The organism is Archangium minus (assembly GCF_044360475.1).
GTDB lineage: Bacteria > Myxococcota > Myxococcia > Myxococcales > Myxococcaceae > Archangium > Archangium minus.
The window spans coordinates 6,683,197-6,696,938 of sequence record NZ_CP043494.1 but is presented as its reverse complement, the minus strand read 5'-3'; the positions used below and the strand labels follow the sequence as shown (position 1 = coordinate 6,696,938).

At 67.0% G+C, this 13,742-nt stretch carries 8 protein-coding genes; 4 read left to right on the top strand and 4 right to left on the bottom strand.

Annotated elements, in window-relative coordinates; all coding sequences use genetic code 11:
- Nucleotides 1-6 precede the first annotated feature (6 nt).
- Nucleotides 7-1,602, bottom strand: coding sequence for a galactose oxidase-like domain-containing protein (locus tag F0U60_RS27185; protein ID WP_395803707.1), 1,596 nt, complete (start codon nt 1,600-1,602; stop codon nt 7-9).
- A 116-nt stretch (nt 1,603-1,718) separates the two neighbouring features.
- Nucleotides 1,719-5,696 (bottom strand): serine/threonine-protein kinase PknK, encoded by a 3,978-nt coding sequence (locus F0U60_RS27180; RefSeq protein ID WP_395803705.1) that lies wholly within the window; start codon nt 5,694-5,696, stop codon nt 1,719-1,721.
- 146 nt (nt 5,697-5,842) lie between these two features.
- Here F0U60_RS27180 and F0U60_RS27175 point away from each other — a divergent pair, with 146 nt between their 5' ends.
- Nucleotides 5,843-6,070, top strand: a complete 228-nt coding sequence (locus tag F0U60_RS27175; RefSeq protein WP_395803703.1) for a hypothetical protein — start codon at nt 5,843-5,845, stop codon at nt 6,068-6,070.
- 28 nt (nt 6,071-6,098) lie between these two features.
- Here F0U60_RS27175 and F0U60_RS27170 read toward each other — a convergent pair whose 3' ends face one another.
- Complete coding sequence (locus F0U60_RS27170) at nt 6,099-8,375, bottom strand: ATP-binding cassette domain-containing protein (protein WP_395803701.1); 2,277 nt, start codon at nt 8,373-8,375, stop codon at nt 6,099-6,101.
- A 264-nt stretch (nt 8,376-8,639) separates the two neighbouring features.
- On the opposite strand from F0U60_RS27170, the gene F0U60_RS27165 reads away from it, so the two are divergent.
- Nucleotides 8,640-9,128 (top strand): YciI family protein, encoded by a 489-nt coding sequence (locus tag F0U60_RS27165; RefSeq protein ID WP_395803699.1) that lies wholly within the window; start codon nt 8,640-8,642, stop codon nt 9,126-9,128.
- A gap of 58 nt (nt 9,129-9,186) precedes the next feature.
- Here F0U60_RS27165 and F0U60_RS27160 read toward each other — a convergent pair whose 3' ends face one another.
- Nucleotides 9,187-10,233 carry an alpha/beta fold hydrolase gene (locus tag F0U60_RS27160; protein WP_395803697.1) on the bottom strand — a complete coding sequence of 349 codons (1,047 nt, stop codon included), beginning with the start codon at nt 10,231-10,233 and terminating at the stop codon, nt 9,187-9,189.
- A gap of 175 nt (nt 10,234-10,408) precedes the next feature.
- Here F0U60_RS27160 and F0U60_RS27155 point away from each other — a divergent pair, with 175 nt between their 5' ends.
- Both F0U60_RS27155 and F0U60_RS27150 read left to right on the top strand, forming a co-directional pair.
- Nucleotides 10,409-11,515, top strand: a complete 1,107-nt coding sequence (locus tag F0U60_RS27155) for a HEAT repeat domain-containing protein (RefSeq protein ID WP_395803695.1) — start codon at nt 10,409-10,411, stop codon at nt 11,513-11,515.
- A 224-nt stretch (nt 11,516-11,739) separates the two neighbouring features.
- Nucleotides 11,740-13,629, top strand: coding sequence for a PKD domain-containing protein (locus tag F0U60_RS27150; RefSeq protein ID WP_395803693.1), 1,890 nt, complete (start codon nt 11,740-11,742; stop codon nt 13,627-13,629).
- The last annotated feature ends 113 nt before the right edge of the window (nt 13,630-13,742 follow it).

Sequence of the window (13,742 nt, the reverse complement as noted above, 5' to 3'; positions counted from 1 at the left end):
GGTCGCTTAGTGCGCCAGCCGCACGAACGGTGCCTGGACGCAGGGTCGGTCCATGGCATCGACGATCCACAGCATGTAGTCGCCCGGGGGCAACACCGAGGCGTCGGCCGGATAGGTCACCCGCAGGTTGGCGGTCCCCGCCTCATGGGTGAAGGCCAGGGCCACGTAGCGCTGGTCGTAGTCCGCCGCGTGGGTGACGGAGCCGCAGCGGATGAGCGCCACCTTGCGGATGGACGCCGCCTCGGAGAGTGAGGCGGTCTCGAGCACGAACTCGGTCGAGGTGTAGTGGAGCGTCTGCGGGCTGGAGACGATGCGCGGGCGGTTCGGGGCGTTGAAGTAGGGTGGGAAGAAGATCTCAATGTTCTTCTGGCCCACCACGTTCGGGTCACCCGCGTTTCCGTTTTGGCTCGAGCTCGCCGTGAACACGCTGCCGTCGGGAAGGAGGAGCGCCACGGTGTGATAGTTGCGCGCGACCTGGGCCGGCTCTCCCTCGAGCGTCAACCAGGCGCCCTGTCCCGGGCCGTAGCTCCGAGCCGTCCAGTCGATGTCCGGCGTGTAGATTTCGGGCTCCCTGACCGCGTCGCTGTCGCTGGTTCCGTTGATGCCGCCGCTCACGAGAATCTGTCCGGTGGGCAGATAGACCGGGCAGGAGAAGTTGCGCGCCTTGCCGGCGGCGCTCCCCGTCCGCGTCCCCGCGGGCCCCCAGGCCGGCGTGGGGGCTCCTGCATCCAGGTTCAGCTCTATCTTCTGGGGATTGACGCCATTCACCGCCATCACCCGGGCGCGGTAGCTGTCGCCCGGCACCAGCGGCAGGAGGATGACCGCATAGTCCCAACCCCTGTTGTGGCCGGGCGCTGACCCCACCGTGGGCCCGACCAGGGCATCCGCATTCGGGTCGAAGAACCGGCACGAGCCGCCGAGGGTAGTGGTGATGAACAACCAGCCGCCGCGGATGAGGTTCATCCGTGGGTACCAGTTGCCCGGCAGGAGAGGGTGCTCGAAGTTCAGCGTCGAGGTGAGCCAGCTCCAGCGGCCGGTGGCGGCGGAGTAGCGCTCGGGCCTGTTGTTGTGGTGCCAGTTGTTGCTGCGACGGCTGGGGTGGCCACCCATAGCGAGCAGGTCGCCCGAAGGGAGGGTCAGCACCGTGGGATACCAGCGACCTCCGCCCCGGCCCGGGCCGGTCTCGAAGCCCAGGTCCGCCGCCCGGGTCCAGGTGTTGAGCGAGGCGTTGTAGAGCCAGCAGGCCTGATGCCCGCCGAAGTTGCCGTGCTGGTGCTGGTGGCCGCCGCCCGGACCTCCTCCTCCCTGCCAGGACTCCGTGCCGCCGACCAGCATCAGCCGTCCGTCCCCGAGGAAGGCATGGCCGCAGCAGAAGACGTCGGTCGTGGGCGAGGAGATGCGCGTGACCGTCCGGGTGTCGACGTCATAGAGGGCGGTGCGGTCGACGTCGGCCGGGTCCGCGGGCGTCGCGTCGTTTCCCGCCTGGCCCGGGTTGTGCTCATCGCCACCGAACATGAGCACCCGGCCTTTGGCCCCGCCGGGTATCAACGCGGCGTGCACGGACAGGATTTCGGAGTTGATCAAGCCAGGGAGCCAGGGCATGGCACACCTCCTCTCGCGAGCGACCATCTGGAGAGAGTGCGGGACCTGGAAATGTGATGACCGATTGCTCGAAGGCCCGGGCTCCGCATTCGACCTGTTCCCGGGCGCGGTGTTTCTCAGACGGGACTTGTGAGTGGGGGGACGCACTGCCGCTGCTGGGCCAACTCCAGGAGCCGGGCATTTTCTGGCACCTGGTGCAGGAATTGTTCGCGAGCGGTGGGGGAGGGGATGTCGCTGGCACGAGCGTGCACACACCGCAACGCCTCGTGGAGCGCCGCGTCCCCCGCGAGCTCATCTCCTTGCGCGAAGCAGGCTTCCACCCGTTCCAGGTGCATGGCGACGGCGTACACGCCGTTGTTCCCCATCCGCTCCAAGTCCTGGACACCCAGCTCCGCCACCTGCCGGGCCTCAGCGAGCTTTGCTCGGGCGCGCAGAATGGAGCTGAGGACCGTTCGCGCTTCGACGAGGTGGAGCCGGAATGGCGTCAACAGCTCGCAGGCCTGGCGTGCATGGGTTTCCGCCTCGTCCAGCTCGCCGTTGGCCAGCACCAACCGCGCGAGCATGACGTGGCCGATGCCTTCCCTGAGCGCATTGGCCTCCTGGAGCCCTGTGGATTCCTGGAGCATGGTCCGAGCCTCCTGGTGGTGCGCTGGATCCGGGCTGCCAGAAAGCAGCATGAGCAACCGTTGGTGGATATGGGCTGCCATGATGTGCTGCTCCATGCGACGCGCATCAGCCAGGGCCTCTCGCAGCTGAGCCAAGGCGCCGGCCATGTCGCCCAGCGCGGCCAACGTCTCCCCGAACAGGGTTTGTAGGACGTTGAGCTGGATGGTGTTCTTGCCCTGCTCCAGTCCGAGCTCACGCAGCTCACGAATCCCCAGCTCGCTCTGGGTGAAGGCTTCCCACGGCTTTGCCTCGAAGAAGTGGAAGAAGATGCCCTTCGTCAGTCTTAGATGACTGCGCACCACGGCATCGTCGAGCAGGAGGGGGGCGACGATCTCCTCGAGCCGCTCAATCGAGGCCTCCGCCTTCTCTCGTGCACCCGAGAAGATGTGCATGTCCTGCAACATGTGAACGGCTTGAATGTAAGCCATGACGGCGTCCGGCTCTGGAGTGGTTCGTCGCAGGAGCTCGCCCAGCCTGCCCACCTCCTCCAGGTGCCCGTGGTAGAGGTTCCCGACGAGCAGCCCGCCCATCAACCAGCACCACAGCCGGCTCCCCACCTTCAAGTCGTTCAGCACGGCACTGCCCTGTGCCAGGGACATCGGCAGCTCATTCATCCAGAAGGCCACCACGGCCTGGAGCGCACGCAGCCGCGTCAAGGGCGCACCACTCACGCCGCAGGCCAAGGCCGCCTCGACGCAGCGCATCGCCGCCTGGAGGTCTCGCCGCTCGAAGAGCTGCTCCGCTGCACGGGTGTAGAAGTGGGCGGCTCGCTCTGGCCTCTGGCCGCGCTGGTAGTGCGCGGCGAGCTCCATCGGCTCGGGCTCGCCCACCTGCTCCAGCCATGCGCCCGCGAGCTGGTGACCCAAGGGCCGATGTGTGTCGGGCACCAGGGCATAGGCGGCATCCCTCACCAGTGCATGCCGGAAGCGGTACTCCTCCATTCCGGCGAAGCGGCTGTCGGGCAGGGCCTCGATGACTTCCAGCTCCACCAGCCGCTCCAGGTGCCTCTCCACGAGCTCCTTCTCGAACTCCCGCTGCAGCAGCTCATTCACGCCTCCCGACCAGAACGTGCGGCCGAAGATGCTCGCCGCCAGAAGCACTCGCCGGGCGCCGGGCTCCATGCGCATCAGGCGAGTCTGCAGCACCGCCAGCACCGTCCCTGGCGCCTCCGCTCCTCGGCCCTCCGCCGCCATCCGGATGAGCTCCTCCAAGAAGAGCGCGTTGCCGTCGGCCATCTCCACCGCCCGCTGCACCACCGCCTCGGGCACTTGCTGCCCCAGCACCTCCCTCACCAGCCGCGCTCCCGCCTTGCGGCTCAACCCCGACAGCGTCACCGCCTGCAGGTGCCGAGACCAGAGTCCCGGGAAGAGCTCCTTCACCTCGGGCTTCGCCAGCGCCAACACCATCAGGGGTTGCTCGGCCAGCTTCCGCAATACCTCGTCCACCAGCTTGATCGTCAGCGCATCGCTCCAGTGCAGATCCTCCAGCACCAGCAGCACCGGCTGGTGGGCGCACTCGGCCTCGAGGAAGGTCACCAGTGCCTGGCCCACCTGCGCGCTCATCAGCTGGGGGTCGCTCCGTGCCGCCTTCAGGCGAGGACTGTGCTCCTCGGGGAAGGGGATGCCGCACAGCTCGCCCAGGAACTCCACGGCCTCCTGCGCCTGTGTGTCGGGCAGACGCAGGGCCACGCGCCAGTACAGCCTCACGCGGCGCGCTTCCAGATTCTCTCCCTCCTCAATGCGACACAGCCGCCGCAGCGCCTGGCCCAGCAACCCGTACGAGGCCCCCGCGCTCATCGCCTCTCCGCGCCCCTGCAGCAGCAGCACCTGCTGCTCCCGCCGCTCGATGCGGCGCAGGAACTCGTGACGCAGCCGGGACTTGCCCACTCCGGCCGCGGCTGTCACCAGGAGCGCCTTCGCGGCGGGCGCTTCGATGCAGGCGTTGAGGGTGAGGTCGAGCAGGGCCAGCTCCTGCTCGCGGCCCACGCAGGGGGTCGGCCTGCCCAGCAGCGGACGGGAGGCGTCGGCGCCCAGCAGCTCGCCCTCCAGCAGGAAGGTGCCCGAATCCAAGCGGGTGAGTTGGAAGCCAGGCCCGAGCAGACCGGCCGTGATGTCGTCCAGCACCACGGAGGAGGATGAAGGCATCCGCTCGGCCCGGCGCAGCAGCCGGCCCGCCCTGTCCATGGGCTCGCCCACCGGCAGCTGCTCGTCGAGGATGCTGAGGCCCGTGGCCAGCACCACCGCGGCTTCCGGCCAGCGCGCCTTGAAGGTGAGGGCGAAACGCGCCGCCAGCACCGCCTGATCCGTGGCGGTGCCGTGCTCCGGCACCAGCGTGGCGACCAGCGAGCCGTCCGCCAGCAGCTCCACCTGTGCCCCATGGGGGAAGAACTCCGTGCGCAGCGAATCACGCAGCGCGAGGCCCTGATCCCAATTCACGGTCTCCTCTAGGGTCAGGCCATGGAGGGACACCAGCAAGACGCTGGCCAGCTTCGGCTCGCCCCCCTTCATGCGGTGGGAGGACAGGTCCATCTCGACGTGAGGCCGCAACACCTCGGACTCCAGGGCCGCGAGCTCCTGTAACAAGGTGGCCGCATCCGGCAGCCGCCGCTTCGGGTCCTTGACCAACATCCGATCCACCAGCGCCTGCAGCCCAGCGGGCAGGCCAGGACGGAGCGTGTGCAGCGGGGCCGGAGCGGCGTACAGAATCTTGGCCAGCACGGCGGCGAAGTGGGGCGCCGCGAAGGGCGGCTTTCCCGTGAGGCACTCGTACAGCACACACCCGAGCGAGAAGATGTCCGCGGCGGGGAGGATCTCCGGCTGGCTGGAGGCCTGCTCCGGCGACATGTAGCCCGGCGTGCCCACGACGGTGTTTCGCCCCGTGACTCCCATCAAGGAGGGCTCGGCGAGACGGGCCAGGCCGAAGTCCAGCACCACCACGTCCTCGGGCCGGCCCCCTCTCAGGAACAGGTTGGCGGGTTTGATGTCGCGGTGGACGATGCCTTGGCGATGGGCCTCGGCCAGCGCCTCGCCGATCCGGCGCAGCAGCGACAAAGACTCGGACAGGCTCAACGGCTGACGTTGCAGGCGTTGCGCCAGATCTTCACCCGCGAGCCACTCCATGACCAGGTAAGGCTGGCCGCGCTCGGTGGTGCCATGCGCGACGTAGGAGACGATGCCCGGGTGACTCAGCTCCGAGAGCAACGCTCGCTCTCGATTGAAGCGGTACACCGCCCCTGGAAGCGTCGCCCCATGCAGCAGCTTGAGGGCAACGGGCTGGCCGGTCGCGCTGTCTTTCGCGCGGTAGATCGAACCCATGCCGCCACGACTCGCCAGGGTCTCGATGCCGAAGCGACCGCCGACGATTGCCCCTCGCGGAAGAACCCCAGGTGGGTTGTTGGATGGAGCCGTATCGTCGCTGGAGCTGTACATGCTGTGCGCCTCCCCCCCATTGCTGGAGCACAAACGGCTCGCTCGTGTGCGAACGAACTTCGTGTTCGGAAGATCTTCGTTCGGCATGGACAACTTTGCCAAATCCGCATCCGAAGAAATCCCCTAGAAGGTAGGACAACCGGAGCATGGGTGGTCTGACCTACACGGGTCTTCCAGCCGCGAAGGATGAATCCAGTGGAGCAATTCACCCCCCGAGGAAGAAGATTCACTCGAGGCGCCAATCTCAGACGTCCCCGCGGCGGAAGCCCGAGGACATCTGCTCCGACGCGCGCCAGCGCCTGCTGGACCGGCGCGTGAGCATGATTGGCGGCCGCATGCTGCCCCGTGACAAGACGCCCGCGACCGGCTCCTGACCGAGGAGCAGAGGACATCGGAAGGTCGTCAGAACTCGCCGCGGAGCGCCGCGCCCGTCAGCGAGTTCTTCACCTTCAAGAGCTCCGTCGGCGGTCCCTCGAACACGACCTCGCCGCCCTTGCTTCCGCCGTCGGGTCCGAGATCGAGCACCCAGTCCGCGCTCCGGATCACGTCCAGGTTGTGCTCGATCACGACCGCGGTGTTCCCCTCATCCACCAGCCGGTCGATGATCTTCATCAGCAGCGAGATGTCGGACATGTGCAGGCCCGTCGTTGGCTCGTCGAGCACGTAGACCGAGCCCTTCTTGTGCAGCTCGGTCGCGAGCTTGATGCGCTGGCACTCGCCGCCCGAGAGCGTGTTCAGCGGCTGGCCTAGGGTCAGGTAGTCCAGGCCGACGTCGCGCATCGCCTCCAGCTTCCGTAAGAGCGGCACGCGCTTCTTCGCGCCTTTGTTGGACCCGAGCGCCGCGAGCGCCTCGGTGACGCTCAGCGCGAGGTAGTCGCTGATGGAGCTCCCCTCGAGCTTGTACTCGAGCACCTCGTCCTTGAAGCGCTTGCCGTGGCACGTCTCGCAGGGGGTCTTCACGCCCTCCAGGAACGCGAGATCGGTGTAGAGGACACCCAGCCCGTTGCACGTCTCGCACGCGCCCTTCGAATTGAAGCTGAACAGCGAAGCGTCCACGTCGTTTGCGTCCGCCAGCTCCTTGCGCAGATCGTCCATCACTCCGGTGTAGGTGGCCGGCGTCGAACGGCTGGAGGTGCCGACGGCGGACTGATCGATGACCACCGCACCGGGCGTCGTCGGGACGAACACCTCGTGGATGAGCGAGCTCTTCCCCGAACCCGCGACTCCGGTGACGACGGTGAGCACGCCGGAGGGGATGTCCACGCTCACGTCCTTGAGGTTGTTCACGCGCGCGTTCCGGATGGGCAGCTTTCCTTTCGGCCGGCGCGGGGTCTCCTTCAAGGGCAACTGGCGCTCGAGGTACTGGCCGGTGAGCGTCTTCGACTGCAGGAGCTTTTCGTACGAGCCCTCGAAGACGACGGTGCCGCCCTTGCGGCCCGCGTGAGGCCCGACGTCCACGATGTGATCGGCGATCTTGATGACGTCAGGGTCGTGCTCCACCACCAGCACCGTGTTGCCCTTGTCCCGTAGCTCCCGGAGCAGCGTGCCCAGGCGGTACACGTCGCGCGGGTGCAGGCCCACGCTGGGCTCGTCGAAGATGTAGAGCACCTCCACCAGGCTGGAGCCGAGGTGCTTCACCATCTTGATCCGCTGCGACTCGCCGCCAGAGAGCGTGTCGGTGGGGCGGTCGAGCGACAGATACCCGAGCCCGATGTCCACCACGTGCCCGAGCCGCTCCGCCAGCGTTTTCGCCAGCGGCGCCGCGGCGGCGCCCTCGAGCGACTTCACCCAGGGCAAGAGCTCGTCGACCTCCATTGCCGTCAGCTCGGCGATGTTCTTCCCCTGAATCTTGCAGCCGAGCGCGGCCTGGCTGAGTCGCGCCCCCTTGCACAACGGACAGGGCCCCATCGTCAGGTATGGCGCGACGGTCTTCTGCGTCCTCGGCGAGAGCGTCTTGAGATCCCGCTTGATGTACGCGCGCGTGAACTTCTCGATGATGCCCATGTACGTCGCGTTCATGTCGTTGCCGTTGAACTTCGCCTTGAACTTCCGCGGCGACGCGTAGAGCAGCAGGTCCAGCTCCTCCTTCGTGAACTCCGACAGCTTCTTGTTCACGTCGAAGAAGCCCGACGCGGCGTACATCGCGTTCTCCCATTTGGCGAACACCGGGACCTGGACCGCGCCCTCCGCGAGCGACTTCGACATGTCGAGGAAGCCGTCCGCCTTCACGCCGAGCTTCTGCCCGATGCCGTTGCACTCGGGGCACATGCCCTGCGGATCGTTGAACGAGAACTGGTTCGAGTACCCGACGTGCGGCTGCCCGACGCGCGAGAAGAGGAGCCGCAGCAGCGGGTTGATGTCCGTCGCGGTGCCGACCGTGGAGTGCGAGCCGCCGCCCAGTCGCTTCTGGTCGACGATCACCGCCATGTTCAGGTTCGCGATCGCGTCCGCCGCGGGCTGCGGAACCTTCGGCAGGAAGTTCCGGACGAAGAGGCTGAAGTTCTCGAACAGCTGGCGCTGGGCCTCGGCGGCGATGGTGTCGAAGACGATGGAGGACTTGCCGGAGCCGGAGACGCCGGTGAAGAGCGTGATCTTCCTCTTCGGAATCCGGAGGTTCACCTCTCTCAGGTTGTTCTCCCGCGCGCCGCGGATCTCGATGTGCTCAATGTCAGTGGACATGGACCGGGAGTATAGAGGACTAGGACAAGGACAGCGTCCACTGACGAGAGGGGCACGTGCCAGCACCCCCTCCACCCGGACCGCACCAGAGTCTCGTGGCACGCGTGCTAAGAACTCGTTTCAAAAATTGATTCGATGGGTCAGGTCACCTGACCCAGGTTTTTCGCCCTCGGGGAAGTCGCCTTCTGAGTTCGATGTCCCCTCTGCAGGTCATGTTACCTGCCTGCCCTGGTCCATTTTTGATTCGAGTTCTAAGCAGCCAGCATGCGAACCCTTCTCTCCGTTCTCGTCGCCATCGCCACGGGCTGTGCCACAACCCAGGGCGCCACCCCTCCAGCAGTCGAGCCCGCTGCTGCGGCGGCTCCTGCCGCCAAGACGCCGGCCAAGGAGTTCTCCATGCGCACCTACTACATGGGCTTCCTGCGTCGCGGGCCGGCGTGGACGAAGGAGCGCACGCCGGAGGCTCTCGCGGACGGCAAGGGGCACATGGCCAACATCGAGCGGCTGGCGAAGTGCGGGAAGCTGGTCATCGCCGGCCCCTTCGGATGGGGAGACGAAGCGCCGGCGGATGCCCTGGCCGGCATCTTCATCTTCGACGTGGCCACCCGCGAGGAGGCACTTGCCCTCTCCCAGCAGGACCCGGCCGTGAAGTCTGGCCGCTTCACCGTCGAGGTGCTGCCCTGGTACGGCCCCACCGGCCTCACGTACGAAGGCCACATCCCCGCCGACCCTAACGTGTCTTGCACGCCGTAACGCGCATGGGCGCGTGACTCACCTGTAGCGCTGTTGGAGCGGGGGGCTCACCCCGTGCTCAACGGGTCTCGGACTGCATCGGGAGGAACTGCAGCAGCGCCTCCAGATAGCGATCGAAGTCCTCCACCTGGGGCACGTGGCCGACGCCGGGGAGCTCCACCAACCGTGCGCCAGGAATCGCCGCCGCCGCCTTCCGGCCGAGCGCGGGGTAGTCACCGAGCGAGTCCCTCACCGACTCGGGCGCCCAGGCCCGGCCGAGCGCGGTGCGATCTCTCTGCCCGATGATGAGCAGCGTGGGCACGCGCACGTCGGGGAACTCGTGGACGACGGGCTGGGTGAAAACCATGTCGTAGGTGAGCGAGGAGACCCACGAGATGCGCTCGCGATCCGGACCGCGCAGCCAGCCGGCCTGCATCTGCACCAGCTTGTCGTACTCCGGCTTCCACTGGCCGCCGAAGTAGCTCACGCGCATGTACTCGCGCACGCTCTCGGGCGTGGACTTCAGCTCGTTCTGGTACCACGCATCGATGGTGCGGTAGGGCACCACTCGCTTCCAATCCTCCAGGCCAATGGGGTTGACGAGCACCAGCCCGGAGAAGCGCTCGGGGAACATCAACGCCAGGCGCGTGGCGAGCATCCCGCCCATGGAGTGGCCCACCACCACCGCGCGCTCCACGCGCAGGGTGTCGAGCAGCTCCCGCGTATGGGTGGCCAGGGCCTGGAAGGTGAACTGGAAGCGCTCGGGCTTGCTGGACTTGCCGAAGCCAATCTGGTCCGGCACCACCACGCGGAAGCCCCGCTCGGAGAGCGCGCGGATCGTGTCCTCCCAGTGGCCTCCCGCGAAGTTCTTCCCGTGCAGCAGCACCACCGTGGTGCCGTTGGGCTTCGCCGGGGTCACGTCCATGTACGCCATGCGCAGCTTCAAGCCCTGGGCCTCGACAGGGTGGAAGCGCACCTCGTAGGGGTACGGGTACGTCGTCAGCTCGGCGTCGTATGCGGGGCCACCTGCGGTGTCCGGGGCCGCCGGAGTCGCGGGCGCACTCTGGCCATGGGCACAGGCCGTCACGGTGAGAAGGAGGGAGAGCAGGAGGTGTCGGATCATCATGCTCGCAGGGTAACGGCACCGGCTGGGCCCGCCCACTGCATCTTACGAATCGCTGGCTTAAGAAGACCCTCACCCTCGCCCTCTCCCAGAGGGAGAGGGAACACCCACGGGCTCTCGGACTGTGTCCAAGAACTGTTGGATTTCGGCATCACGGCGGCTGTGGTGGAATCGGGGCATGCGCTCCAAGTTCTGGTGGGTTGCATGGGCGTTGCTCGCGGGTTGTGCCCCGTCCCCTCACATCAAGGCACCTTCGCCCGAGGCTCCGGCGGCTGCCCCCGCCACGAAACCCACGGAGGCGCCCGCGCCTTCACGCTACCGGCTGGTGAGCGTCGAGGTCTTCGGCTCACGTCGCTACTCGCGCGAGGAGGTGCTTGCTGTCTTCGGTGTCCCGGAGGGCCGGGACGTGGACCTGTCCGGAGTACGACATGAGGCGAAGCAGGGCAAGGAGCGCCTGTTGTCGCGCTTCGCCTTCGCGCAGGTCCGCGTTGGCATCACCAACTACGAGGACACGCACACCGTGGAGGTGATGGTGAGTCTCGTGGACATCGGGGACGAGTGGCGCCTCGACTTCGCGCCCAAGCCGGATGGAACACCCGAGGATCCAGAGGGACTGGTTGCCGCCTGGGCCGCCTATGAGGAACAGGCCGGAAAGCTGTACCGCGCGGGAGCGATGCCGGTAGGGGATGGCTCCTGCCGCGCCTTCCACTGCGGAGCCGGGTTCGGCCACCCGACGCTCGCGCCCCTGGAGGCGCGGTTCATCACCGGCGTGCCCGCGCACTTCGAGGCGCTGGTGAAGGTGCTGCGCACGGAGAAGGATGAGTACCGCCGCTCGCTGGTGCCCTTCCTGCTGGCCTACGGCCGCACGCGCGAAGAGGTCGTGGAGGCGCTGCTGCCTGCGATGCGGGATTCGAGCAGCGCGGTGCGCAACAACGCGATGCGGGTCCTCTGGCAGACGCAGCGCGGGGCCTCGAAGGCGCTGGTACCGCTTGCGCCGGTGCTGCGCGCGTTGCATGGCCCGTCCCTGACGGATCGGAACAAGGGCTCGGTCCTGCTCGGCGCCGTGGTGGAGAAGGACGCCAGCCTGCGGCTCGCGGCCCTGAAGGACGCTGGGCCGGTGCTGCTGGAGATGGTGACCATGCGGCAGCGAACGGACCGGGAAGGAGCCCTGCTTGCGCTGCGAGCCCTGGCGGGACGTGATCTGGGCGAGGACCCTCAGGCGTGGAGGGGTTGGGTCGCGGAGACACTCGCCGGCGCTGGGGCAGGGGAGGCGGCCCGGAAGTGAGCCTGGAAAAAAGCGTATCGCGGTTTTTCTTCTAAACGCCGTTGGTGTGTCTCTGCACCAGAACCCTCTTTCACTCATGAGGAGCACAGGTGCTTCGACGACTCATTCTGGCAGCCACCCTCTGCCTCGCGGAGGACGCGTTGGCCAAGCCTCCTGCGGGAGGCATGAACACTTCGGCTGCGACGTCACTGCCGGAGTGCGCACCGCGGGAAGCCGGTGGGCCTATGTGGCTCACTGCTGACTGTGTCGACCCTCTGTACAACCGCCCAGTCATCGACAGCCAGATCGATCTGACCACCCCGGTGCCACACCTCAAGGTGTCGGGCCACTTCGAGGGCACCGATAAGCGGTTCAACTTCTACTTCCCGCCGAAGAGCCAGTGGGAGGGCCGCTTCTTCAACCTGGTGTATCCACTCCAGGACGAGAACGCTACCGATGAGAACGTCAGCTTCGGCGCGGACAGCGGGGCGTACACGGTGCAGACAAACGGCGGCGGTGGCTACCGGGTCGACGCGGCCGCGGCCAAGTTCTCCAAGACGGTCGCAGCGAGCTACTACGGCTCGTCCAGACGGATCTATGGCTACATCTACGGCGGAAGCGGTGGTTCCTTCCAGACCCTCGGTGCCATCGAGAACAGCTCCGGGGTGTGGGACGGCGCCGTGCCGTTCATCCCAGGCGTGCCAACCTCCATCCCGAACGACTTCTTCATCCGGGCCTTCGCGCGCTTCGTGCTGGAGGACAAGGCACCGCGGATTGCGAGCGCAGTGAGCCCAGGGGGTAGCGGTAACCCCTACGCCGGGCTCAATGAGGTGGAGCGGGCGGTGCTGCTCGAGGTGACGAGGCTGGGCGTACCGCTGCGGGCCTGGGAGGACGACGCGTATGTGCTCGGCCTGAACGATCCGCAGGGCCTCCTCGGTTTTGGAAGTGTGATTCGTGGCAGCGATCCCACGTATGTCGACGACTTCTGGAGCAAGTCGGGGTACCTCGGAACGGAGCAGTCGGCCCTCGGCGAGCTGTTCCGTGCCGCCAGGATCGATCGCATCGCCACCATCACCGAGGTCAACCGGAACGCACAGAACGTACCGACCAGCCTGTTGCTCGATAGCGCGCCAGCTGTCCCGACGACAACCGGTCTCGACTACACGCTCTACGCAGCCGATGGCACGACGGAGGTCGGGACACTGTCGGGCTCACTGGACCCGACCACGAAGGTCTTCACCCTCGGGAGCGGGAATCCCTCCAGCGTGCTGAGCGCCATCGGCACCGGCGCCAGGCTGCGGATCGACAACCGATGGTCCCTCGCGCTGCTCTCGTACCATCGGCACCAGGTTCCGAAGCGGCCGGGCTTCTACGCTTGGAACCAGTTCAGGGCACCTGACGGAACACCGCGCTACCCTCAGCGTCCTATCGAGATGGGCCCGATCATCTCCCGCAGCGTGACCGACGGCGGCACGCACACCGGCATGATCCACGGCAAGGTCATCGTGGTCGCCAACCTGCTCGATACCGACGCCTACCCCTGGCATGCCGATTGGTACAGCGCGAGGGTGAGGGAGTCCCTCGGTGCGCGCTACGACGACAACTTCCGGCTTTGGTACAACGACAACGCGGATCACATCGGTCCCCGCACTGCCCGTCTCGTGCAGTACAACGGCATCCTCCAACAGGCACTTCGGGACGTGAGTGCCTGGGCCGAGAGGGGCGTGGCGCCTGCGCGATCGACCCGTTACGACGTGGTCGACAGTCAGATCTGGGTGCCGGAGAACGCCGCGGCGCGCCAAGGTATCCAGCCCGTCGTCGATCTGACCGTCAACGGCGCCACCCGGATCGATGTCGCCGCCGGCCAGACCGTCACCTTCGTGGCGAAGATCCAGGTTCCGCCAGGGGCCGGCAAGGTCGTGGGCACCGAGTGGGACTTCGTCGGCACGGGCAACTTCACGGCATCGCCCTTCGGAAGCCCCAGTCGGACGGTGACGGTATCAGTGCCATTCACCTACACCACGCCCGGTACCTACTTCCCGGCGCTGCGAGTGACCGCCCAGCGGAAGGGGGACACGAGCACGCCCTTCGCGAAGGTCCAGAACCTGGGTCGCGTTCGCGTCGTGGTCCACTGAGCTCCTTCAGGGAAGTGACCGAAGGGAACTGATACTCCCTCTCCCCTCGGGAGAGGGCGGGGGTGAGGGTAGCCGAGCCCGTTCTTCAACCCGTGGCCCCCAGTGTGGACAGG

What these genes read in the sequence shown, in the direction of transcription:
- F0U60_RS27185 (WP_395803707.1), bottom strand. Translation starts at nt 1,602, where the DNA reads ATGCCCTGGCTCCCTGGCTTGATCAACTCCGAAATCCTGTCCGTGCAC.
- F0U60_RS27180 (WP_395803705.1), bottom strand. Translation starts at nt 5,696, where the DNA reads ATGTACAGCTCCAGCGACGATACGGCTCCATCCAACAACCCACCTGGG.
- F0U60_RS27175 (WP_395803703.1), top strand. Translation starts at nt 5,843, where the DNA reads ATGGGTGGTCTGACCTACACGGGTCTTCCAGCCGCGAAGGATGAATCC.
- F0U60_RS27170 (WP_395803701.1), bottom strand. Translation starts at nt 8,375, where the DNA reads ATGTCCACTGACATTGAGCACATCGAGATCCGCGGCGCGCGGGAGAAC.
- F0U60_RS27165 (WP_395803699.1), top strand. Translation starts at nt 8,640, where the DNA reads ATGCGAACCCTTCTCTCCGTTCTCGTCGCCATCGCCACGGGCTGTGCC.
- F0U60_RS27160 (WP_395803697.1), bottom strand. Translation starts at nt 10,233, where the DNA reads ATGATGATCCGACACCTCCTGCTCTCCCTCCTTCTCACCGTGACGGCC.
- F0U60_RS27155 (WP_395803695.1), top strand. Translation starts at nt 10,409, where the DNA reads ATGCGCTCCAAGTTCTGGTGGGTTGCATGGGCGTTGCTCGCGGGTTGT.
- F0U60_RS27150 (WP_395803693.1), top strand. Translation starts at nt 11,740, where the DNA reads ATGTGGCTCACTGCTGACTGTGTCGACCCTCTGTACAACCGCCCAGTC.